This is a genomic window from Nitrospira sp., from assembly GCA_024760545.1.
Classification (GTDB): Bacteria; Nitrospirota; Nitrospiria; order Nitrospirales; family Nitrospiraceae; genus Nitrospira_D.
The window spans coordinates 174,714-197,563 of sequence record CP060502.1; the positions used below are offsets into that span (position 1 = coordinate 174,714).

The 22,850-nt window shown below is 56.7% G+C and carries 17 protein-coding genes; 8 read left to right on the plus strand and 9 right to left on the minus strand.

Annotated features, from left to right (window positions below; translation table 11 throughout):
* Positions 1 to 81: 81 nt before the first annotated feature.
* The 4 genes from H8K03_22600 to H8K03_22615 all read right to left on the minus strand — a co-directional run bounded on the left by H8K03_22600 (position 82) and on the right by H8K03_22615 (position 3,643).
* Positions 82 to 525, minus strand: a complete 444-nt coding sequence (locus H8K03_22600) for a hypothetical protein (GenBank protein UVT22611.1) — start codon at positions 523 to 525, stop codon at positions 82 to 84.
* 315 nt (positions 526 to 840) lie between these two features.
* Positions 841 to 1,089 carry a hypothetical protein gene (locus H8K03_22605; GenBank protein UVT22612.1) on the minus strand — a complete coding sequence of 83 codons (249 nt, stop codon included), beginning with the start codon at positions 1,087 to 1,089 and terminating at the stop codon, positions 841 to 843.
* A gap of 584 nt (positions 1,090 to 1,673) precedes the next feature.
* A complete protein-coding gene (locus tag H8K03_22610) occupies positions 1,674 to 2,552 on the minus strand; it encodes a DUF1353 domain-containing protein (protein ID UVT22613.1) in 879 nt (292 codons plus the stop codon).
* A gap of 305 nt (positions 2,553 to 2,857) precedes the next feature.
* Positions 2,858 to 3,643, minus strand: coding sequence for a hypothetical protein (locus tag H8K03_22615; GenBank protein UVT22614.1), 786 nt, complete (start codon positions 3,641 to 3,643; stop codon positions 2,858 to 2,860).
* Positions 3,644 to 4,312: 669 nt separating this feature from the next.
* On the opposite strand from H8K03_22615, the gene H8K03_22620 reads away from it, so the two are divergent.
* Positions 4,313 to 9,280 (plus strand): tetratricopeptide repeat protein, encoded by a 4,968-nt coding sequence (locus tag H8K03_22620; protein ID UVT22615.1) that lies wholly within the window; start codon positions 4,313 to 4,315, stop codon positions 9,278 to 9,280.
* 199 nt (positions 9,281 to 9,479) lie between these two features.
* Here the strand turns inward: H8K03_22620 and H8K03_22625 are convergent, their stop codons facing one another.
* The 5 genes from H8K03_22625 to H8K03_22645 all read right to left on the minus strand — a co-directional run bounded on the left by H8K03_22625 (position 9,480) and on the right by H8K03_22645 (position 16,091).
* Positions 9,480 to 9,752 carry a TIR domain-containing protein gene (locus tag H8K03_22625; GenBank protein UVT22616.1) on the minus strand — a complete coding sequence of 91 codons (273 nt, stop codon included), beginning with the start codon at positions 9,750 to 9,752 and terminating at the stop codon, positions 9,480 to 9,482.
* Positions 9,753 to 10,091: 339 nt separating this feature from the next.
* The gene (locus H8K03_22630) at positions 10,092 to 10,910 is read right to left on the minus strand and encodes a hypothetical protein (protein UVT22617.1); all 819 of its coding nucleotides are present in this window, start codon (positions 10,908 to 10,910) and stop codon (positions 10,092 to 10,094) included.
* Between the two features lie 118 nt (positions 10,911 to 11,028).
* Positions 11,029 to 11,757 carry a hypothetical protein gene (locus tag H8K03_22635; GenBank protein UVT22618.1) on the minus strand — a complete coding sequence of 243 codons (729 nt, stop codon included), beginning with the start codon at positions 11,755 to 11,757 and terminating at the stop codon, positions 11,029 to 11,031.
* A 523-nt stretch (positions 11,758 to 12,280) separates the two neighbouring features.
* A complete protein-coding gene (locus H8K03_22640; protein UVT22619.1) occupies positions 12,281 to 14,071 on the minus strand; it encodes an ATP-dependent helicase in 1,791 nt (596 codons plus the stop codon).
* Positions 14,064 to 16,091: an AAA family ATPase gene (locus H8K03_22645; protein ID UVT22620.1), complete on the minus strand. Its 2,028-nt coding sequence runs from the start codon at positions 16,089 to 16,091 to the stop codon at positions 14,064 to 14,066. The genes H8K03_22640 and H8K03_22645 overlap by 8 nt, the downstream gene beginning before the upstream one ends.
* Before the next feature lie 709 nt (positions 16,092 to 16,800).
* Between H8K03_22645 and H8K03_22650 the strand changes: the two genes are divergently transcribed.
* From H8K03_22650 to H8K03_22680, 7 genes are all read left to right on the plus strand, one after another.
* Positions 16,801 to 19,248, plus strand: coding sequence for an AAA family ATPase (locus tag H8K03_22650; protein UVT22621.1), 2,448 nt, complete (start codon positions 16,801 to 16,803; stop codon positions 19,246 to 19,248).
* A gap of 51 nt (positions 19,249 to 19,299) precedes the next feature.
* The gene (locus H8K03_22655; GenBank protein UVT22622.1) at positions 19,300 to 20,103 is read left to right on the plus strand and encodes a hypothetical protein; all 804 of its coding nucleotides are present in this window, start codon (positions 19,300 to 19,302) and stop codon (positions 20,101 to 20,103) included.
* Positions 20,104 to 20,191: 88 nt separating this feature from the next.
* Complete coding sequence (locus H8K03_22660) at positions 20,192 to 20,956, plus strand: hypothetical protein (protein UVT22623.1); 765 nt, start codon at positions 20,192 to 20,194, stop codon at positions 20,954 to 20,956.
* Positions 20,957 to 21,013: 57 nt separating this feature from the next.
* The gene (locus tag H8K03_22665) at positions 21,014 to 21,535 is read left to right on the plus strand and encodes a hypothetical protein (GenBank protein ID UVT22624.1); all 522 of its coding nucleotides are present in this window, start codon (positions 21,014 to 21,016) and stop codon (positions 21,533 to 21,535) included.
* A gap of 19 nt (positions 21,536 to 21,554) precedes the next feature.
* Entirely contained in the window at positions 21,555 to 22,175 is a 621-nt protein-coding gene (locus H8K03_22670; protein ID UVT22625.1) for a hypothetical protein, read from the plus strand.
* 25 nt (positions 22,176 to 22,200) lie between these two features.
* Positions 22,201 to 22,587: a response regulator gene (locus H8K03_22675; protein ID UVT22626.1), complete on the plus strand. Its 387-nt coding sequence runs from the start codon at positions 22,201 to 22,203 to the stop codon at positions 22,585 to 22,587.
* Between the two features lie 47 nt (positions 22,588 to 22,634).
* Complete coding sequence (locus tag H8K03_22680; GenBank protein ID UVT22627.1) at positions 22,635 to 22,835, plus strand: hypothetical protein; 201 nt, start codon at positions 22,635 to 22,637, stop codon at positions 22,833 to 22,835.
* Positions 22,836 to 22,850 lie beyond the last annotated feature (15 nt).

The window sequence follows — 22,850 nt, forward strand, 5'->3', positions numbered from 1 at the left end:
TGTCCTCGGTGTAACCGATCACATGGATGTCTTGAATCCAACAGGGCCATGATAAACGTCGACTGTGATCGTAATTGCGCCTCAAATGTGGTGTTCATAACATTCCTTTCGATAGACGACCGGACAGCATTCCCACCAAAAGCGGGTGCGAGATCCGATCTGACCAGTTAATTCATGGTTGAGTAAGCGGATTTGCGCATCGACGTCCAATTCACGGAACTTCATCTGCGCCAATCGCTCACGATGGGTGAGATAGACAGGCCGGACTCCATCATCATCCGATTCATAGACGACGTAGAGCACCTGCAGATCGACCGGCACAGCAATCAGCGACGCAATGGGGATCTCCACTACTCGCCAACACCGTGCACCATTCATCTCCTGCAGAATCATCTGATCACTGAGATAATGGTCAGCGACAGTTCGATCAGGACAGATCGCTTGAATCAATCCATCCCGATCCGAATGCACCGTTCCATCTATCACAGCATAGACCACGGCCCGTTCGACGATAGACGTCTTCATAACGACACTCCTTGTTATAAATTAAGTGAGAAAACGAGTTGGATAGGACCGCACTAGTCCAACTCCGAAGGCTGTGCTAGAGTAGTGGCAACAACCCGAGAGTCGACATGGTGAATCGGCCTTTATTGAAGGTGCAGCGACAACTCAATCGGTTCATCGACAGTCGCAAAGGCTTCTGGACGACGAACGCAACGTTTGTCGGAACAGATAGGTATTTGATGATTGGAGATCCGGCGAAGAAACTCTCAGCGATGTTGGCCAACTTGAAACGTCAGCATCGGTTCACACCGACACAAACCAAACAAGCTGATCGAATCACAGCCGCAATTGCTTCTTTATCTCGGCAGCCAGTTCGATCGAGGACACATCGCGCTGCGTCTTAACCACGAAATGATCCGCCCGTGATTTAATCCAACACGCCATCCCCGCATCAATCAATTGATCCAGACGAGCAAAGACATCGTCATAGACCAATTGAAACGCACGCGCAGAGACGTTTCCAGCATACAATTCGACCAGCACCACTTCTCGCACTGGTTTGACTGATATTTTAACTTGCTCCATCACACACCTCCCTCTGCCATCGGAACCATACGGTTCGACAGCTTCATGAAATGAATACACCTCACCCACTCCGATTCGAATGAATCGGCCAAATGTTCTAGAGCACCGAGCAACGAGGCGCACGCAACGATTTCCACGAATCACAACGATTCGTCAGAAACCAGCACGCAAACATGTAGAGAACACAACAACGGGGAATGAAAAGAATAGAAGGGTATAACGCTGGAAGGACGTTCGCTCGATTCAGGTCATCGTGAACGCATCAGAATGGTTGGAACTCAAGAAGAGGAGAGACATCCGCAGACAGACGAAACCATTCAGCAGAGATGAATGAGAAAAGGAGAATTCGGCGAGTAAACAGCCTACCAGAAATGAATGACTAACGGCATGATAGCCGGTCCACCACACAAGCGCAAGCTCCTCATCTGCAAAAGCTTAGGTTTGATCTGACAGACGATGTAAGAGCGCACGTATATCGACAGGCAAGTTCCGGCCAAGTGCGGAAGTTCGTCGCCGAGATCGCACCGCTGTAAAGCGGCCCCTTTGTACATCCGAGTTGATCTCGTTGATAGGCCACGCAAGTATTACGAAGCCCATGAGAGTTCACCAAATACTCGAACAGCCGCATAGGCTGGATACCTGCGCCAGAACGAAACACCCTCATCCTTCATAATTTCCAGAAAGAGAAGGTCAACGTCGGCACGGGATAGCGACTTTCTAATCGGGGGAGGAAGGCTCTCGTTTGATAGGGAAACAGGAACGCTTGGCTTGCCAGCATGGGAATACAGATAGTCGTGTACTAATGGTGCGGCCACTGAGAGTTCAAACGGAGCGAGCAACCACCAAAATGCGCGGGGTATGGAGGCGAGGTCGAACCTGAACCCTTCGGGAATGATCAGGGTACCCATTGATGTCGTAATCGGAAAATTCTTGCCGAGAATCCACACGTTCCCAGGCTCGTCACGGGATATGAGGGCTGGGTCAAGATAACGCCGATTACGCGGAACAACTGGAGTTTGACTCAGTGCGAGTGCGCGTTTCGTTCGGGCGAGTGCCCCAGGGACGTACCAGACAACCAATATGACAAGTAAATCGGAAACGACATGGAACGTCAGCACACGGACAAAGGAGTGAGGCTCTCCCTTCGATATGAATTGCCGAAGCACTACCGCTTCGGGCTCCTTGATAAGCCCGGCTCCTAAGTCAGAAGCAACCCTTATGTTTGCCAGTGACGCCAGATTCTCTCGTTGGTCTCGGACGTCAAGTAGAGCGTTCGCGTTTACTGCCGCGAACATGGCGAATGCGACGATCAGAATGATACGAACGCCGCTCGCCGCTGCCGTGGTGAAGGTGGAGGCGACATACGCCAATAGAGCACCAGATACTGAAATGTAGAACGACCATAAGGTGTGAAAGCCTGTAAAGCGATCGTTCAGAAGACCTAATAGAGTCTCGATTGTCATAGCGTGGCCTAACAATGTTTAGGCCTATCCGCATAAGAGCCGGATCTGCCATTTTCTATCCGCGCAACACACCTCCAACGATCGCGAACAATATCCCACAATCGACGGTGGTGCAAATGGCCGCTTTTCAATTCGGTGATCGACCGGTTTGGGGCGCGGACTGTCATCGGCCAAGTGCGGAAGTTCAGCGCCGAGATCGTCTCGCTGTAAAACGGTCCTCAGCTCTGTCGCGTTAACGTTGCGCTGAGGGGCGTAGTCCCCTCGATGCGCTGGTTAGGCATCAGTTGGCGGTGCAAGAAGGGCTCTCACAGTATGAAGTCCTCTTCCGGCGGTGTAACAGCAGGCACCTGTAGCCCCGGTATCGTGGGCACAATTCGTGTGTGAACATCACCCTGCAGCAGCGCACTGTGATCCTGATGTGTAACTCTTGACGTGGCCTTTCTAGTGTTTGCCGTCGAAATGACGCGAGTCATCACTAGCCAGTGAGACGCGAAACCAAAGAATCCAAGCAGTTCAACCGTAATAATGCCCACGTTCGGCAGGGAAAATATTTTCCCGAATACGAGGAAGGCAATATAGATGCCGATGCCCGATAGCATTGTCCCAAGGGAGGTCCACTTCGATACTTCTAATATGCGCAACTCCGAGCTATTCAGCCGACTCTTGAAACTGTTGCCGCCGCAGTACCAAACCGCGTACGCGGCCAGACAGAAGAGCAATGCTGCCGAAGGACCATGAAGTCCAGAAAGCAGTCCCGTTGTGTAATAGCGGTCGGCTGCGTCGTGTAGTTTCGGAAACGCAGCTACGCAAAGGGCGAAGAAGCCCGCGAGGTTGTGTATCCAGTTGTCTCTGTTGTCAAACCCTCTATAGGCAATCATTACACCGCCGACGAGGATTAGGAACCCCGTAAACATCGTACGGATAAGTCCAGGATGCTCCTCAAAGAAGTAGTAATGACTCAAGGTCGGCTGTATTTCTTGGTATTTAAAGAAAGCTAGCAGAATGATTGCCAGAGGCAGGGCAATCAGGGTGTATCCAGCCATTCTCCGAAGCCGCTGGTAGCTTTTTTGGACATGGGTCAATGGATTCATTCCGCTTCTCCGCAAGTGAAACTTCTGATGAACCCAAGCGTCCTACCAATGCGATAGGACTGCGCCATTTCGTCCGATGAGGCCTATGTATCTGATGCCTAACAATGTTTAGACGGATCCGCGCAAGAGCTGGCCCCGACCATTTCTATCCGCATAAGACGCTACTATGGTTCACGAACAATACACCATAATCGACTCTTGTTCAATGAGTTGCGACGGTGCAACCATTTATCACTAGTTCATGTGCGGATCGGCGTAAGATCTCCCCTCTGATAGCCGTCGGTCGTGAACTTCGGCTTTGGGTCGATGAGCGGTGTGGCTGAAGGGGTTTCGGGCCTGTGTCCGAGATGACAGTAGAGGCATGGAGTAGGTGATTTTGAAGAGGTTGCAGGAGGCTTGAGGCGATCTTTCGGTTGGAAGTGCTTCGTACCGCAAACCCGGTTTTCGGTTCCATTGATCCCCATCACCCTAAAACCGCGACTATTTCTGCCAATGGTACGGAGACACTGAGTACTCCGGACCCTTCCTTTAGCCCATTTTGTCCTCTGCTACACTTACTCTTGTGAGCAACCCGTCACGCCTATCGATACGTATTGCTTCTAGTTCCCTACCGAGAGTCGGGGCGGATGTCCCATCCTCTGATCCATGTCGACAAGCCAGGTATAGGATATGACTCCTCACGCTGCCCGATTGGCCTCTCCCAAGGCGAGTCCTCCAGAGGCTGCTCCAGCGGTGTGGGATGCGGATCTCCTCACGAACATCCAAGCACTCTATGACCAGGGCTTGTTCGTCCAAGCTCTAGCTACCGGGACTCCCCTGGGCCCCTTGCACACCTGGCCGGGCCCTGACGCTCGGATTCTCGCTGGGCGGCTGGCTTCGCAACTCTCTGCCGAACGAGTGAGTGCGGCGATCTTCCTCCGCCTGTGGAGAGCTCACCCCTCAAGTGCAGAAGCGGCGTATTTCCTGGCGCCGACCCTGATGGCACGGCGAGGACCCCTCGCGGCACTGGAGCTGTTCGAGCACAGCACTCTCATCGAGGCCGAGTCTTCGGTGCGCTGGGACGCGACGGCGTTCATGGCCTATCTGTACGCGCAGTACCGCGACTTCGAGCGAGCTGAACGTCTCATGGATACGGCCCTGAAGCACAGCGATACGTCTTGGATGTGGACCGAACGCGCCGTCATCTACGAACTCGAAGATCGATATGAAGAGGCGTTGGATGCTGCCCGGCGCGCCTATGCCCTCACACCGCATCTCCCCGCCGCCGTTCTGTGTCTGGCTCACGTCCTGACTCTTGTCGGGCTGGATGAGGATTCGATCGAGACCTTGCGCCGTGCGCTGATGACGATCGAGAGTCCTCGGATCGCGGCGTCCTTAACCGAGCTGCACATAGAACGGGGGCACTATACGAGTGCTCTCGACACACTCAACCGGTTCGAGCAATTGGCCGTGGTGAAGGACAAAGGGACCGTCGCGTGGCTCTCCGGTCGACGCAGTGACGTCTATCAATTACTGGGGGATCGGCGGGCCGCGCTGACGTATGCGCATCTTGCCAAGGTTCCTTTCTATGAAGAGGTCGCCAACAATCTCGATCGGGCGGAGTCGGCGATGAGGCGTGTACTATTGCCGGTCGGCTTCGTCCGTCAGCACCACATGACCTGTGCGCCCGCCACACTCGCCGCCATCAGTCGCTACTGGAAGAAGCCGGCGGATCACCTCACGGTGGCTGAAGCGATCTGTTATGACGGCACTCCGCACCATAGTGAACGCCACTGGGCCGTGACCAATGGATGGGTGGCCCGGGAATTCACGGTGACCTGGGACTCGGCATGTGCCCTAATTGATGCCGGGATTCCCTTTACCCTCACCACACCGTATCCGGGCGGATCCCACTTACAGGCCGTGATCGGCTATGACGCGCCACGCGGCGTGCTCCTTATTCGCGATCCCTATGAGCGCGTCTCCCGCGAGTTTGCGCAGATGTCGTTTTTTCGGACGCACGCGGCCACGGGACCGCGGGGGATGGCCCTGGTGCCCTATGAGGAACGAGAACGTCTTGACCTGCTTCTGCTCCCTGAGGCCGACCTGCATGATCTCCAGCATCAGGTTCAACAGGCACTCAGTCGGCATGATCGCGCCGTAGCCGTCGCGAGCTGCGAAGAACTCCTTCGTCGGGCACCGGAACATCGTATCACCCTTAATGTGCAGCGGAGCCTCGCGAACTATGACGGGCAGCCGGAGGAAGAACTTGAGCTGATTGAGCGGTTGCTCAAGCTCGCTCCCACAGAGATCAACCTGCGACTCTACAAATCGGAGCTTCTCCGGCGCGTCGCCGATCGGTCGACGTATCTGGCTTACCTCGAAGCACAAACTACCGGCTCCTCGCCCCATGCACTATTCACCCTCCGCTACGCCCAAGCGCTGCTCGACGATGGCCGGACCAGAGCCGAAGCCACCAGACTTGTCGAGGCCCTTCTCCGCAAATGGAATAGTGCGGAAGGCCTCAGCACGCTGGCTGATGCGCATTGGTACTCGGGAGGATACCCGAAGGCCGTGAATCTCTACCGATTAGCCGCGACGATGGAATCCACGTATGAGGGTCATGCCACCACGTACTTCCGCGCATCTCGGACCGTCAGAGAGGAAGAAACGGCTCTGACCTTCTTGCGCGATCGTGTTAGCCGTTATGGCACCTTGTCGCCTCAGCCGGCGATCACGCTGTTCCACTGTCTGTCAGATCTCCATCGGACGCAGGAGGCGATGGGCGTGCGAGATCAGGCACTCGACGCTCACCCAGAAGACGGCGCCTTGCTGTTAATGGCGGCTCGTTCAGCCCTCGACACCGGCGATAGCGCACAGGCTGGTTCCTTTCTCCAACGTGCGCGTGCCTGCTGCCGGCAGACAGAGTGGGTGCATACGGCGGCACAGATTCAAGAGCATCAAGGAGATCTTGCCGGCGCCCGCTCGCTCTGGAAAGAGTTGGTTACGAGCGAACCCTTCGATCTCAAGGCGCAACGAGCGCTGGTTCGTCTCACAGCTGACCTCGAAGGCCGTGCTACGGCGATTAGCTACTTACGGGCAGTCGTCAGCTGGTTTCCTCACCATCAGGGCTTGAACGAACTGCTCGCCGAATGGCTCGATGAGGCTCCCCTGAGTGAGCAGGAAGCTGCCCTGTGCCAACTGCTGACCATCAGTCCGACGAATGCCTGGGGACGGCGTCAACTCGCCATGACGCTGGCCCAGCAGGGTCGGTTTGATGAGGCCAGGGCGGAAAGCCAGCAAGCCTATGAACTCGCGCCGGATGTCGTGCCCTGGTACAGCACTCGCGGGTATATCGAACTACTCGCTGGACAACTCGTCGACGCTCAAGCCCATTTTCGCGCGGCGCTTCGTCGGTCTATCGATTCGGACTATGCCCTCACGAAACTGATCGAGGCCTGCAGTACGCGGGATGAGCGCCGTGACGCCTTACGGTTCGTTGTGGAGGAATTCACGCGGCAGGTCATCGTCGGGGACTCTCTCCTGACCTTCCAGCAGGCAGCCAGAGGGACCTTCGAACCCGACGAGCTCACGGAGATGCTCGAAGACGCGCGGCGCGTGCGGCCAGACCTCTGGCAAACCTGGGTGGCCTGTATCCGGCAGCATCTTGATCGGCAGCAGTACGATTCCGCGCACGATCTCTGCCTGCAGGCGATCGCTAAATTTCCTCTTCTTCCGCGAGTGCACGTCGAGCTCGCGGAGGTGGCTAAACGGATGGGTGATCGCCTGGCTGAGCGGACCGCCTTGCACGAGGCCTTGCGGCTCAATCCTGCCTGGGGCGCTGCGACCACGAAACTGGCAGAGTCGTTTGAGGCGGACGGGGATTTCAACGCGTCGCGAGCCTGCTTGGAGCGAGCGATTCGGCACGCGCCGACCGAGGGGGTGTTACATGGCTATCTGGGCTCCACCCTCTGGCGGCTCGAGGCCCGAGAAGAGGCCATCACGCATATCCAGCAGGCGGTCAGACTCTATATTGGATACGACTGGGCTTGGGATCGTTTGGGCGACTATTGCGCCACGGTCGAGCGCCCACACGTGCCGCTCGAGCTGGCGCGCGGTCTCGCCGCGGAACGCCCGGGAGAGCCCCTCGCATGGATGGCGGTGGCCCGGGTCACTGAGGATGTGGAGGAAAAGCTGGCGGCCCTCGAGCGAGCCATTCATCTCGCACCCTTCACGCTGGCGGCCCATCTCGTCAAGGTGGAGACCCTGATCGCGGAGCAACGCTATGAGGATGCACTCATGGCCTTACGCACGACGGCCTGGGGTGCTCGTCCCCCCGTGGCTCTGCGCATCAAGGAGCCGAGTGTGCTGGCGGCACGGGGAGATAAAGAGGCGGCGCTGGCTACACTCCAGGACATCTTGTGTGAAGAACCCGACTATGCGCCGGGCTGGGAAGTATTGGCTGATTGGCAAGCGGAACGGGAAGACTATCCCGCCTACCTCGAAGCGGCTCGCGCTCTGCATCGGCTCGATCCCGACAGTCCCTATGCCTTAGGCTATCTCGCACACGCCCTTCTGAATGCCGAACCGGAGACGGATGTCCGTCCCTATCTCCGGCGCGCGCTTCAGCTCAAGTCCGACTATGTGTACGGCGCGCAGCTGCTCTTCGACCTGGAGCTCCAAGCTAAAGCCTATGAGGCTGCCGACGCTGTATTGACAACGTTGCGGACGCACGTCAATTCCGCGGAAACGCGTCTCCGCGGTCTGCGCTTGGCGCTCGCTTGCGGCCAACGCGAAGAGATTTTCCAGGTGTTCGAGAACCTGTGGTCAACCGAGGACGACATCGAGATCTATCGCGAGGCGCTGGAGCTGTTGGACTCAGCGGGTTGGAGGCATGAAACGACGGCCGCGTTGGAGCGTCTTGTGCTGGAGCCGACGGTCAATCCCGTCGTCGGGACGCTCTGGGTGGAGCGACGCGATCTGATGTTGTTGACCCTGCAGCGGTTCCGTGGCTTTGACCGGGTACTTCACAATGGTGCGGCTGGGCAATTGGCAGCGCAAGCGATGCTGCAACGGTTCGCCGACAGCGACGCCTCGTCAGCGGTCCAGCGTCTGCTGCGGCACCACGGTTCCACACTGGCCCGTGATGAGACGACCCATGGACTGATGGCCTACGCCCTGATCATGACGAACGCGTCGCGTGATGTGGTGCAGTGGTTTGGAGACTGGCGGCAACGATCAGGGTCTCCTGCATGGGCATTCCTGAATCTCGCCTGTGCCTTTCGAGACATGGGACAGTATGAGGACGCCCATAATGTGAGCCGTCATGCCTTGAGCCTCAAGGAAGATCACACCTTTCCCGAGCACCGAACGTGGTTGGCCTATGACGCTGCGCGCGACGGAGACTACGGGCAAGCCCAAGCTCTCTTAGCACTGATCGAAGGGAAGTCGGTCAGTCGCTATTACCAGTTCGTCATCGCCGCCGCCCGCTTTCATCTGGTGGCCGGGACTCAGACGGGAAACGGACACAGGCGGGAGCTCAAGAGTGCCTATCGAGAGGTGCGGCGCGCATGGCGATGGCGCTACATCTCTCTGAAGGCCTTGCTCCAGATCCGATGGCACGCCTGCAAAACCTATCAACGTGTCCGTTTCCGCTAACATTCCCGCTGTCGGTGACCTTTTTGGAAGGAGGGCCCCCACCTCTCGGCGGTTCAATCTCTGCTTTGAACCCAGCCACATGAAGACAGGAAACGCCAAGGGGAAGGTTTACCAAGATTGCATCAGAGCTGATACTAGACTAGGCCTGAAATGCTCTAACATTTCGACAAATGTTTTTCGGATCTATGAATCTCTTCTCTCAGAAAGCCGTAACGGAAAGTTGACTCCATTCCAGCCCAAATCGCGAGAGGTACTTTCGCAGACAGTCAGCATCGTTGATGGCAATCACCCCATCTGCATTGGTCACAGCCTGGACTATCTTCTCGATAATGGAGTCACCAACGTTCACAAACCATTTGTCATACGTCGCAGAAATTTCCGATACCCGAAGATCAAGGATCAACCGATCGACGAAGTCGGAGTCACAATGGGAATAGCTAACGGATACCGTTTTCACATGCACGGTTCCCATGTGTTATCGCATGGAACTTTTCAATCAAACCGCTACATCGCTTTTAAACCGCATCGAACAGAAAATCCACAATAAGATTCCTGGGCCAACGTATCGATGGTATGGCGAATCCCCTTCACAGCCTCTCGCCTAAATCTGCGTCAGATCTGACAGACGAGGTAAGAGTGTCAACATATCCACCGGCAAGTCTCGGCCACAAGCGGAAGCTCAGCGCCTAGATCACACCGCCGTAAAGCGGTCCTCAGCCCTGCTGCATTAACGGTTGAAGTGAGGGGCAGGATCCAAGCGTAGCTTGCAGACGGTCCCCTCGACTGAGTTGTTAGAGCTCACGGTAGTGCCTCAAAGGAACTGACTAACATAAGACTTGACTCGATCTGCTGGATCATATGTCCGTATTTTGAGCATAGCCCCACTAACCGACGGCGTCTCAAAAATCACTTCACTGTAGCCTGGATCAATCGCCTCGACGATAGAGACAAAGGCTCTCTTGTTCGTGGAGGTCGTTTTCGACAACCCGCGTGCAGCTGCATATGCCAACAGGTCTGCTAAGTCCAAGGGTGACGGCTTCAAGCCATGGACGGCTTCAGGGACGAATTCGGCATCGTTGTGCTCTACCGGGAAAAAGCTCCGAAGGCTGTCTGCCTGCCGTTTCTTGTCAAAATGCGGAATCTTAGTCTTGTCTCCATCGACAAATGCCTTGACGTATGAAGGCGGGAGTATGTGCATCAATGGCGCACTGGCCGCTTGATAGCAGAACAACATTCTGTTTTTGAGATCACTTACATCCCACTTATCAACCCCCGTCCCGCCGTTTGATTCGAAGAGCAATACATCCGGCGCCTTTTGTGTGTCTAAGTAGCCAACCCATCCGCGTGCCCCCGCTACATAAGACGCGGTCATCAACTCATTCAAAAAACAAAGCACATGTTCAGTTGAAAACTTCGCAAACGCAGTCTTGGCTCGCGCGTCCTTGTTAAATATACTGCGACAATGAATTCTGACGTCGTCTGGCAGGCCGTAGCGCGTCTTCACTTCTTTAAGAGTTAATTCCACAGACGCAATGTTTTTTACGGGGACGATCACGAATCCATAAGTCACAATCTCGTGCGCATGGCTCTCATCCCCATACAGGAAGACCGTTTCTTCGACCGTGCTCATCTGCGGCCCGACGCTGTGGACTTATGATTGTCAGGAGACATACCGTAGAGCTAACCGGCGATGCGCTACATTATCGTGCAGCGTCCAGCGACCGAAAGGAGCGAGTTTGAGCGCCATGTTATGTTTTCCAGAAAAAGATTCCGTCAATAGGCATGCTTATCAGCACGGATTCAATCATGTGAACCAAGCCGGTGGCTTGATTGGTTAGCATTACCACGTCCTCTTTCTTTAAAAGGACCTTGTTGCCATCTTTGTCGTATCCGGCTCGATGCACACAATGGTGACGAACTAGAACTGCTTGAAAAAGCCATTTGACGTCACCAAAATCAATATTCAATACAGACTGATAAAGAGGCTTGACCTTTGCTATGTCGTGAAAAATTAATCCCTTGAGATATTCGCTTAGGTCGCCCTTTAGTTCTTCTCTCTTCGTGAAAATCTCTTGAACTGTGAATTTACGTTTGGCGAACTCAGGGTCATTTTCGACAAGCCGCCTCATGTGGTTCTCAGAGGAAAGTGCGTAGTGGATAAAAGTTGAGGAGAGGTATGCTTCAACGGTGGCAACTACGTGTCCGAAAAGCATGACTATCAAATTTTTCTCATGCCGTGGCATTACTGACTGTTTGAGGATTTCGAGAGTCGCTTCGATATTTTCATCAAATATTTCGAGACGACTTTTCCCTTCTACACCCCAGTCGTCTTCGTAATGATCGTAGTCGCGCGCTTGATGTTCTCGATCAAACTTCTCTGATAGTACATCCCACCCCTCGGTATCCTCATCTGCTTCTGAGTCATCTAGCCTTTCGCGTATCCACTTAGCCCTTTCTTCCCAGGCTTCATCCTCCATGCGCTCCATCCATCGTTGCTTCGCTAGGCCCACAGAAACCTCCGAGAAACATACCTATGTTTAGGCCGATCCGCGTAAGAGCCGGATCTGCCGCTTTCTGTCCGTATAACACGCCCCTTTTATTCGCGAACAATACGCCTTACCCATTATCGTTTCAATGAGTTGCGGCTACGGAACCATTTTTTACGGGTTCTTATGCGGATCGGCGTAAGCCCCCTCCTTCCAGTAGCGGTCGCTCGTGGACTTCTGCTTTGGGTCGGATGGCGGGGATCACAGAACGGCCAACTGCAGAAGTTTGGTACCGAGATCGCACCGCCGTCGTGCTGGAGCGTGTTGTTCGGATTCTTCTTGTCCCCAAGGGAGCAAAGGGTCAACCCATAATGGTATGCCGAGTTGTCACAGTGCCTCCCATCGAGGCACGGCTGCCTTCCAGCCCGTCGTCACTCTCATTTATGAATAACCGACAGAACATGTTGACGCGAATGACAAGGACAAATCGGCACACCGGGAGCAGTGGCGGTTGCTACAGTGTCTCCCGCAGGTCGATTACGTGGAGATCGAGTGCCCGGAGATCGTCGGCGTTGATGGCAACATCCGTCGGTATGCAGAGGAAAAGACGATCGCGGGCGCGGCTCATGGCGACGTAGGTGAGGCGTTTCTCCTCATCTGCCGGGGCGGTCGAGGGTTGTGTGATATGCCGGACGCGGGCAGCATCCTCGAAATACACAGCGATGTTGTCCCCCTCGCTCCCTTTCGCCTGGTGAATGGTCCGCACATGACGCACCTCTTCTTGCAAACGAACCGATTCTGAGAGGTGTGCATACGGCGTGGCTTCTGCGAACGTCTTGAACTTCCCGGCCTTTGCAACGGTCAGGGTCACCGCCGGATACGCGGACGTGATGCAGGCTCCGCAGCGGACGTACGCCTCAAGCAGCGTACCGGCGAAAATGGTGGCGAAGTTGGACAGGAATTCCTGCAGCACGGTAACGGCGATTCCCTTCCGATGAACGTCGCTCAGGTCCGTGTCACACTTTAGGGGCTTTCTCACCCGCCCTTTCCGTCCGATGATCCGAGCTGCTTCTCGGTGGGCAAGCGCGTACTGGCCGCGTTTCGCAAGTTCCGTCGCGGCAATGACGTGCTCCATGAATCGGGCACGTGCGTCATCGGCATCGTAGAAGGACTCCCACGGCTCCACGGTTCCGGGCGCGAGGGCCGATCGCACGCGATGGGCATCCTTGTTCTTCCGCGTCAGCACGTGGAGGACGGCATCCGGCGGCAGGTCGGCACGAATGGCCGCGAGACTGCGGTCGACGTCGCCGATGCACACCGTCACGGGTTGCCCGTCGAGTTCGCGGAAGCAATGTTGCCGTAGACCGTCCGACCGCAGGTGGTCGAGAATCGAGATGATGCGGCGCGTGCTGCGGCGGTTGTGACACATTGTCACGTCGAGGTAATCGGGCAGCGAGAACGACAGGAACTGCTGCGGGTGGGCGTCGAGGAAACTGTAGATGGATTGTTCAGCATCACCGATGACGCCGACCACCGTCCCTGCGCCGGCGAGCCACTGTACGACATGGGTCTGGATGGGCAGCGTATCCTGGAATTCGTCGATGAACAGGTAGCGGTAGCGCGCACTCAGGCACTGACAGACGAGTGGGTGCTCTTCGAGGATGCGGTGCGCGAAGTAGAGGATGTCCTCGTGATCGACAATGCCCCGGCTCCAGTATCGGCGTTTGTAGTCGATGAGGTTCGAGCTCGTGCAGATGGCGTTGAGTATCTTTCCCATGCGATCGAGCTTTCGCGGCCCAAGCGTCCAGACGCCGTCCACCGAACGCTGCCACACCAACTGCCCCAGCTTGTCATTGAGAATAGCTCGCTGCTCATCGAAGGTCTGCTGTAGGATCTTGGCCTGCCCAATGCTTCTTAGCCATTCGTCGACGATAGTGTAGGACGGGTGGTGTTCATCGTGACCGTCGAGGGATGCGAACGCAACGAGCGGCTGGTCGTCACCATCCCGCAACAGGTGGAGGTACGGCCGGACGATGTTGCGGTAGAGGAAGCTGTGGATTGTCGAGGCATCCACCTGAGTAGCGGCCGAACCGAGTTGAGTGACAATCTCATGCACAGCGACGTTCGTGTACGAGATGCACGCAATGCGGGACGCGGGAGAGAGCCGCTTGGATCTGGCAACGACCTGCTTGATGTGGTTCACAAGCCAGTACGTCTTACCGGCTCCCGGCCCAGCCATGACACGGAAATGACGTTCGATGTCGGTGAGGAATGTGCCGGAATCGATTTCCAGCTTCTCAGGCATGGGGAGTCTCCGGCGTATCGAACACACAGGTCCAGTGAATGGCGTCTTTGATGTAATCCGGACACGCGAACGGCTTGCGGTCTGCTTCCGGCTTCGAGGCGTTCTCGCGGAGTTGCCGTTCCAGCACAAGGGCATGTTCCCCCTTGGCATCCTCGGCACAGAGCAGGTAGCAGGTCGCGAACCGATGCGTCGCTATGTCTGGACAAGCCGCCAGCGCATCAAGGGTATCGGATCCGTCCCCGGCGAGCAGGGATTGGAGGGGGGCCGGCACCGTTGCCGGAGTCTCCGCCAGGGCGCGAAGAGCCGCCTCATGCTCGCAAGACGGTGTGACGAGGAGGGGGAGTTGTGCGTTCGCCAAGGCCAAGTCGTACTCCAGCGTCTTGCTGCCGACGCAGATCTTGATATTCTCAGGCGATCGGTTTCGCATGGTCTGTAAATTCGTGACGACGCCGGACACGTGGAAGTAGTCGTAGCCGGCGCAGTCTCGGTCCAGAGCGTACGGCCAGCATTTCTGACGCCGCGCGTCCTTGTTCTTGACCTTGCGAGCCGGATCGGCGTCCACCATGCACGCAACGCGGCGACGCAGCGCATAGCGACGGAGAGGTTCGTCTTCCCCCGCGCCGAAGAGCGGCAGAAAGTGCTTGAAGGTCACGCCTCCTACAGCAATAACCGCGACATGGTGGGTTTCTATGGGACGGCTGATACATTGGGAAAGACAGGGAACGAGCAGTTGTTCCGCGATCCCTTCCACGAAGATGATGCCCTTCGCGAACAGCATGTTGGATTTTGTCGCATCCAGGTACCGTTCAACGTAGTTGCGGGACGCTTTGCCTCCGGGACTCTCGCCGAAGACGCGGGCGGGATAGGCGACGTGGACGCCCCCATCGGCTTCGGAGAGGCTGAGGCAGATGATGGATTCAAGCCCCGCGGCAGCCGTGATGTGCGTCGAATGGGTCGTAAGGAATACCTGCCGACTGGTCTTCTCAGGGGAGAGCCGCTTCTGGATGTACTTGAGTAGCTTGTACTGGAGCGACGGATGGAGGTGCGCTTCCGGCTCCTCGATGACGAGCATGGGGAAGAGGACCGCATTCTGGCCCCGCCGGGGCACCGACGTTTCGAACTGCAAACTGGCCAAGAGCAGGGAGATGTACACTAGGTTATTGTATCCGAGCCCGTTGTGGGTAGCGGGGACCGTGAACGCTGCACGTTTGATGTGGAGACGAAGAGCGGCAATGAAGTCGTCTTCGTCGATGGCGTCGCGCATGATGGGGGTTCCGCCGTCAGCCGCTCCCGTGTCCTTGACGAGTTGGAACAATGCGTTCAGATTCATGCGCCCCGTGAGGTTGGTACGGGCTTCCTGCGTCAGGGTGCGGAAATGGCGACGACGTTCGAGAGTCTCGGCTTCGTCGGCATCATGGTCGAGCACCTGTCGCAGCATCGTGCGCAGCAAGGGATTCGTGCCTGCGAACAGTTCGGATTCGACGTCACGGATCGCATCGACGGTGTGGCAGTCGAATTTCGCCAGGGCGTCGGGCTCGGCGACGAGCCGGTTCTCCGGAAGCCCAGCGAAGATGCGGGCGACGTACTTGGGGATGAACTGCTCCAGGACGCGGAAGAATTGGTCGCGGTCGGGTGCCACCCCGCACGCCGCGATAAACGCCGGAACCTCTTCGTCTGGGAGGAAGAACTCGTAGGTGAGCTGCGCTTCCCAGGGGGCGTCCAACTTGGTGAGCCAGGTTGCTACGAGAGCTTTGTCGTCGATGGTATCGGCCGGTGACGATCGTAGGGTTGCGGCGACGGAGATCGCGGGGGCTTTCGTGAAGTCGGCGATGCCCTGGTGGAAATCGGGGAGATCGGGACGCAGTCGGCCGGAGCGGTCAAACACGAGCCGAAGAGCACATAGAAGGGCTGTCTTGCCCGCATTGTTCTCCCCAAGGATCACGTTGATCCCCGGTTGGAATTCGATCGTCGTTTTGCAGAAGCAGCGGAGATTGGTGATGGCGAGTTTGGCGATATACATATGTATCCTGCATTGAACGAGGGACTATAACTAGTTGCGGCACTACGTCAGGAGCGATTTATCTGGCTTCTCGCCTGGGTAGTCCCGCGCAAGTAAACATAACCCGTCAGGAAGTCCGAATTTACGGCTTTGCCGCAATAGGCGGAACAGACAGACCTACAGTGGTAATGCTTGTCAATTCGTTGTTCTCCGGCCTTGTTTGTGCCGAAATATGTTTATACCGAGCTGTATAAGAACCGGATTTGCCAATTTTACCCATATAACACGCCACTACTTTGCGTGAAGAATACGCCGTGCTCGTTGTCGTTTCAACGAGTTGCGCCGGTGAGACCATGGATTACGGGCTCTTATGCGGATCGGCGTAAGCCCCCCTCTGATAGCGGTCAGTCGTGTACGTCTGATTAGGGTCGAGACTTGCCGGTCACCGAGCATGTGTTCTGACACTACCTGTCCGATCAAATCCAAATTTTTACACCTCATCACGCCCCTCACTCGCCCCCCCATCTGTCTCTCCAAGACCCGCCCGAGCCATACTACCCCCACAGCCTCCGAGCCAAACCCAGCGCCGCGCCGACTAGGCCTCGCTTCGCTCCGCCTCCTATGACAGGCATCGTCCCGTCTGCAAGGCAGGCCCATCAATCAGGCGCTCGATGCGAGCGCAGGCTCAATGTTCAGTGATAACTGATAGACAGGCCATAAGGAGGCTGCTATGCCGGAGACATTCCAGCGTGGGGTGTCCGTTCCCGCATCCTTGCACGACCTGATTCACTCACTCCGTAACGCCATTCGCGATGAACTCCACTGCCGACAAAGTACCAACCAAGGACGCCCCCTGAGCGTCCCTCTCCTCGACGGCCGGGTCCAAGGCCGATACGGCCGGCACCAACGCGTGACTTTCCGAACCACCACGTTTCCCCTCAGTGGCGCCTTGGATGACACCCAAGGCGAACTGATTATCGACGGGCAACCCCATCCCTGCGTGATCCTCGGCCTGTCGGTCGATCAACTCACCTTATCCTTGATCGCTGATCTTCAACCGGAGATTCCTCAAGCCCGACTCACTATCGATCGCATTCGTCTGTTGCTGGCTCTCGATAAGCGACTGGCAGCCATTCAAGCCCACCCACAGGACTATCTCACCGAACTCGCCTTGAAGTGTTTTACCCCGTCCTCGCGCCCCACCCCCCTGGCCGATCGACTCGATATTGCCCCAGACCCATCCCTCAACCCGGAACAATTCACCGCCCTGGTCCGCGCGCTCACACATGACTTTCTCTATCTCTGGGGACCTCCCGGGACAGGGAAAACCCAGGTGATCGGCGCTGTCACACGCCTGGCCATGGAGCGTGGCGACCGCGTCTTGATTTGTTCCAACACCAATACCGCCGTAGACGAAGCTCTTGAGGCCGTGCTCCGAAGCACGCCCACAACGTCACCAGGTCAAATTGTCCGCTATGGACTGGCCGCCGACGATGCCCCTGCGCCATTACATGCCGTCACGATGGAACACCTCGCGGCTCAGGAGACCGCCGCATTGGCGCACACCTTGGCTCAGCTCCAACAACAGGCTGCCCCGATTCAAGAAGAAACAGCACGACTCGAATCCCTCCGACAGCTCCATGACGACCTTACCGCATCCGAAGAACATGCTCAGACTCTTCACGCCCAACTCGCGGCACTCCAGCATGACATCACCACCCTCCGCCAGACACAGGACGACAGTCACGCCGCGGTTACACGATATACCGACGAACTCCACCAATATTGGACTGCCTCCCGGTGGCGACGGCTCTTTCTCCGACGTCAAAGCACCATTCAAGCCGATCTCTTTGATGCCCAACTCATCGAATCCGACTGTGCCGAAGATCTCCTCCAATTGACGGCCCAATTGGACACCCTCCAACAACGCATCACCGACACCCTCGAAGCCAAACGATTCCTTGCCCAACGCTTGACGTCCCAACTCGGTACCCGTTCCATCGCCGATCTGCCTCAGTTACTGGCCTCCCACCAAGCTCAGGCCATCCGCCTCCATCAGGACATCACCGAACTCCAACATCAAATCGCCACCGTCGAGCGAAGAATCCTCCAACACTGTACGGTGCTTGCCACCACGATCACGCGCACCTACACCGCCCCAGTCCTTGAACACGAACGGTTTGATCTCGTCATCATCGACGAGGGCTCAACGGCCACGCCCCCAGCCCTCTTTGCCTCGCTCTGCCTCGCCCGCCGGCAAGTGTTGATCGTCGGCGATTTCTTTCAACTGTCCCCGATCGCAGAATCTCAGACCCTCACTGCCAAACAATGGCTGGCCACCGACATCTACGGCTTGACAGGCATCAAGAACGACAACGACCCACGAGTCGCCGCGTTAACCACGCAATATCGGATGCACCCCGACATCGCCACCCTGGCTGCCAAGCTGTATCAACGGGCCGGGCTGTCTTATCGCACTGATCGTCACATTCGTACCGCCCGGCAAACGATCGTCGAGCAATCCCCGGCGCCGGGAAAAGCCTTAGTCTTCGTCGATACCAGTGATGCGCAACCCTGGGTCGATAAGGACCATAAAGGATCGCCTTCCAACCACTACCATGCCACCGTGGCCGTAGCCCTGGCGCAGCAAGCCCTCCGTCTTCCATCCAGTACACAGCCGACGGTCAGCATCATTGCCCCGTACCGCAACCAGGTCCGACAGCTTCAGGATCTCATCAGTCAAGCCGACCTCAGCGATCGTGTACACGTCGGCACGATTCACAGTGTACAAGGGCAACAGAGTGACATCGTGATCTTTGATACCACCGTCACAGGGAATCTGACGAAAACCATGCTCGGCCGGTGTGAATCGGACCGTTCTCCCTCCAAACTCATCAACGTCGCGTTCACCCGTGCCAAAAGCAAACTCATCATCATTGGCCATCGGCCCTCCATCACCACACTGAGCAACCACCCCGATAGTTTGCTGTGGGAAGCCTTACAGACCACCGACCTCCAAGGGGGCGTCATGTTGTCACACGGTATTCTGCACCCTGTTCCCGTCGCCTCAGGATGGTCTACCCCACCGGAGCCACGGCCAACGCCCATCACGCCAGGACCTGTCCGCTCACGCGGAAACCGCCTCTACCTCATCCGGCGTAATCCGGGATCCGCGTAAGGACATCAAGGTCACACCTCACTCACCAGTCGGCGAACGTAATAGATGAACATGACCAAGGAATTCCTCGCACTGCTCACTCAAGATCCCCAGGCAGCCCAACGCCAGATCATGGAGGATCCCTCGTCCTCCTACTGGATAAAACAGGCCATCGTCGATCTCTGTCGTCGAGACCCCCTGGATGTCCTCTATGAAATGGACCTCCTCTTGAACCTTTTCGAAGCCATTAACGATCGACTCCTTGGGTTTACCCCCCACCCTCAGTCCCGTATCAGGCAGATCGTCACCGCCCCCGACAGCCAGCCTGACTCCGAGGAGCTCTTCGACCAATATCCCGGCGAAATCGAAATCGGTGGCATCCTCGATCGTCTGTTCCTGCCCGAATTCCTCACCACCCTCCAAGGCGCGTCGGTCTGTCTCGGTTGGAACTCTGACCTCTTTGCGCCCGATTCAGAGCAGCAACTCCTGCAAGCACTGGATCGCTCTCATCACTTGCACTTCTACAACAGTCTTGCACTGGAGGGGGAGTTTGATCTGCTCGAAACCTGGCTGGTCCAACATCAATTGCCATTCCGTCGTACGTCCAAAGGGTCCACCCTCTACCAAGCTGAACGCGTCGAATTCCGAAGAGGTCTCACCACACCTCAGTGCATGACGATCGATGGAAGCGGACAAGACCTGATTGCGCGCGACGAACTCCGAGCCGTCTATCGCTATCTCAAAGAAGGGCGACCGGACGATGCCACTGTACGGCTTGAACAAGTCATGGGCGTGTCCCTTCAACCGTTACCGCCATTCCAGATCGCCAACACCGTCCCTTGCGAACCCGGCACGATGATGCATCTCACCTCATAGCCTCTGACCGAATCCAGGCGGCGGCTGCATGCCGCCGCAGCTCGCTGTGTGAGCGCCTCGTCGATCACGACACCATAGGAGCTCCTTCATGCGTCGATCACAACCTCCCTCACGGTGGACCACCATCTCCACACAACCCATCGGACCGTCCGACAAGCACGAACGCTGGGAGATGGATCGCGGCGCCATCCCGGGCGAACCCCTGTGTTCGCTCGACATTCCCTGTAACGCCTATCAATATGCCTCCGCGACCATCACAGCGCTGGACGACACCGGATCAGACGACACCCGGTATCTTGCGACCGTCCACACTCCACGACCGGGCCTATCCCCTGATCTCCATACCTGTGAGTTTGAGACACTGGTAGCCGCTCAAGCCTGGGCTGAAGCCCACGCCGCCGTACCGGTACATCCGCTCCCCATCACCATTCAATGCGAAGAAGCGATTCGCCGACACTATCGGCCCCAGCTCGGCGAAGTTCTGATCTCAATTCGAGAACCTGGCACCCCACCTCTCGTGCCGGCCTACACCTTTCACGCCATCTTTCATCTCGCAGCGTGGGATATTCCCTATCGTATTCGTGATGCACACAGAGATTTACACCCGCTCAGACACGAGGAGGCAAAGGCCCTTCTGGACTTTATCCTGCAACAGCGCAATGCCATGACCAAACTCACTATCCACTGCCATGTGGGTGTCAGTAGGAGTCCGGCAGTGGCCATCGCTTTGGCTGAATGGCTCGACACCACCCCTCACATCTATGGCCTCATCAGCGCCTACCCACTCTTCAACCGTCAGCTCTACCGCACCCTCTGTCAGGTCGCCATGAATCACGGGCTCATACCGAGCTGAGCCTCATCACCCTAGAACGTAATAGCTAACCATCGGAACCGGCCACGAGAGGAATCTATGCATATGTCACTGACCTTTGCCGAGCGTCAGGCCGCTGAAGCCGCCTACCAAGGACGCCCGCTCGATCCACTCTGGCCCGGCTACGCCCAGCAGATCTATCACGGTATTTGGCAAGCCAAACACGGCATGGAATCTATCCCATCCTTCCCCAATTTCACCGACACATCCACACCACCCAGCACCCATTTTTCACAAGCCAGCGCCTTCGCCCATAAACCACTCCAGGTCTGGTTGATCACGTGCGCCGACCACGCCCGCATCCTACTCATCGTCCCTCATCATGCCGACACCAACTTTGCCCTCCACTTGGCGAAAACTGTTGCTCACGGCCAACCGTTTGTCATGCAACCCATTCAGCATGGGCATTTCCATATCCAATGGCCCGCCGGTACCACATTCCCAACGCTCTATAGCCACGACATCCGAGTGATGGACCAGAACGGTATGGTTCAAATCCCCAGTCGCTTGCCCCATCGTCCACCCAACACGACTGACACCGCGAAATTACCCAATCCGTAATACGCATTGGAGGCACTGTATGGAGCTCGGCAATCTCATCTTTGGACATAGCCGTGGCCAGTTCCCAGTTCCACGTGATGCGGGATGGGAGGAATGTTTTCGAGAACTCTTAGAAGCCATCGATGGTCCTGACTGTGACGGATATGGCACGGAATTCATCTGTGATGTCTTTGAAATCCATCGCTACCACTGGGGGGATTGTCCGTGTGGCTTTCAACAAGCTGAAGACACGTGGCTCGACACGCATCATCATACCGACAGCTGTTACCAACATCGGTTTACGGACGAGGTGACACACCACTCAGCCATCGCACTCCACCCCACGCCGGCAGGGCATCCCATCAGTTCTCCTGAACCCGCCGTCTCAGAGGCAACGACCGCTCATTGTACCTGCGGCTACGATGAGGCCTACGCCCAATGGGCGCACACCCATCACCATCTATCCACCTGTCCGATCGTCCGCCCGAATTTTCAGTATGCGCCAAGCCAGTTTTCCCTGATGTGGTACAAATATCCGTTTCGCGACGCGTACATGTCCCACCCCCTGGCCTTGGATGAATTTCGTTCCCTCATCCACACCTGTATCCAGTGGATTCAGCAACACCAGTCGGTAGGCCTCACCACGGCATCGAACGGATGACCGACCCACGAAGGAGCACGACATCATGGCCAGAATCCTCATTGTTGACGACATGGAATCCATCCGGAAAATCCTCAGCACTGCCCTCGCGTCCGAAGGTCACGACATCACCACGGCCGCCAATGGCGCCGACGCCCTGGTGAAGATCCTTGATGCCCCGTACGATATTGTGCTCACTGACATGGAGATGCCCGTCATCGATGGTCCACAACTGATCGCCGAACTCCAGCAGATCCGGCCGGCCACTGCCATCGTCGGCATGACCGGCGGACTCGCTCCGGATGTACTCGAGCTGGAACAACGCCGTCTGGGTATTGCCGCGTTACTCGCCAAGCCCCCAGATCTCGGCCACCTCCGCGCCACAATCCAAAATGTTGCCCCCAACCCCGCTCTGTCACGCTCGGCGGCGTAACAGGACCTCACGGGCATCAACCAGCTCATAGACTGGAGACTTCCCCCATGAGCGAACGAGGATTTAGCCTAATCATCCGTCCCAACCCCTTAGCTGCTTTCCAAAAGAATGGCCAATTCCTCGTGTCACAAGGCCACGGATGGGCTCGGCAAGACCTCCGCGGCACGATGGATCTTGGACCACGTGCCGCTCGGGAATGGTTGCAGGAGAACATCCTCGAATTTCAGCCCACCAAGAAGCACGCCTGATCCGCATCCCATTCC